Genomic DNA, 1,671 nt, shown 5'->3' on the forward strand with positions numbered 1-1,671 from the left:
CCGCCTCTGGTCGCGCCTTGGCCGTAACCGCTGATATGCGGGCGCCATGACCACAAAACCCCTGCCGGAGCTTCCTGTATCCGCCGTGCTGCCGGCGCTGACGGAAGCGCTCGGCGATGGCAGCAGCGCCGTGCTGGTGGCGCCGCCGGGCGCCGGCAAGACGACGCTGGTGCCGCTGGCGCTGCTTGACGCGCCTTGGCTCGGCGCCGGCAAGATCATCCTGCTTGAACCGCGCCGGCTCGCCGCCCGCGCCGCCGCCCGCCGGATGGCTGAATTGCTTGGTGAGGAACCTGGCGCCACCGTCGGCTATGCCATGCGCATGGAAAACCGCATGTCGGCAAAGACCAGGATCGTGGTCGTCACCGAAGGCGTGCTGGCGCGCATGATCCTCGACGATCCCGAACTGCCCGGTGTTTCGGCTGTCATTTTCGACGAATTCCACGAGCGCTCGCTCGACGGCGATTTTGGTCTCGCTCTGGCGCTCGACGTCCGAGGGGCGCTCAGGCCGGATCTGCGCTTGGCAGTGATGTCGGCGACGCTCGACGGCGCGCGTGTCGCCAAACTCATGTCGGGCGCGCCGGTCGTCGAAAGCGAGGGTCGCGCCTTCCCCGTAGACATCCGGTATGACGAACGCCCCGCCGGCATCGCCATCGAGGACGCGATGGCCAAGGCGATCCGCGCTGCCCTTGCCGACGAGAGCGGCAGCGTGCTTGCCTTCCTGCCCGGCCAGCGCGAGATCGAGCGCACCGCCGAACGGCTGGCCGGCAAGGTCGGCACCGATACCGACATCGTCCCGCTCTACGGCATGCTCGACGGCAAGGCGCAGGACGCGGCGATCAAGCCGCCGCCGGCCGGCCGCCGCAAGGTGGTGCTGGCCACCTCGATCGCCGAAACCTCGATCACCATCGACGGCGTGCGCGTCGTCATCGATTCGGGCCTGTCGCGGCTGCCGCGCTATGAGCCGGCCAGCGGCCTCACCCGGTTGGAGACCGTGCGCGTCAGCAAGGCTTCCGCCGACCAGCGCGCCGGCCGTGCCGGGCGCACGCAGCCAGGCGTCGCCATCCGGTTGTGGCGGGCCGAGCAGACGGCTGCACTCCCCGCCTTCACGCCGCCGGAAATCCTTGAGGCCGATCTGTCCGGACTGCTGCTCGATTGCGCTGCCTTCGGCGTTGCCGATCCGGCAGGGCTCGCTTTTCTCGATCCGCCGCCTGTTCCGGCCCTTAATGAGGCAAGGGGGCTACTACGCGCGCTGGATGCCATCGACGACACGGGGCGCCTGACGGACGCGGGTGCAGCGATGCGCAAGCTCGCCCTGCCGGTGCGGTTGGCGCACATGGTTGCCGAGGCAGCCGGCAGCGGCCATGCCTTCGAGGCGGCGATGCTTGCCGTGCTGCTCACCGAACGCGGCCTTGGTGGCGACGGCGCCGATCTGGAGCGGCGGCTGATGCGTTTTCGCGGGGAAAAATCGCCACGCGCTACAGCCGCCAAGCAGCTCGCCGAACGGCTGGCGAGGCAGGCTGGCGAGGCGAAGGGCAGCGAAGCTGCGGCAGCCGGTCCCCTGCTCGTCCACGCCTGGCCGGATCGGGTGGCGAAGGCGCGCGGCGAGCGTGGCCGTTTCGTGCTGGCCAACGGCTCCGGCGCCATGCTCGACGCCGCCGATCCGCTGGCGGG

The 1,671-nt window shown here is 70.3% G+C and carries 1 protein-coding gene; it reads left to right on the forward strand.

Features of this window, described 5'->3' with window-relative positions; all coding sequences use genetic code 11:
• Nucleotides 1–46 precede the first annotated feature (46 nt).
• Nucleotides 47–1,671: ATP-dependent helicase HrpB (gene hrpB, locus EN906_RS33290; RefSeq protein ID WP_127375729.1), on the forward strand; the 1,625-nt coding region annotated here is incomplete at its 3' end.

Source organism: Mesorhizobium sp. M7A.F.Ca.CA.004.06.1.1, from assembly GCF_003999135.1.
Lineage (GTDB): Bacteria > Pseudomonadota > Alphaproteobacteria > Rhizobiales > Rhizobiaceae > Mesorhizobium.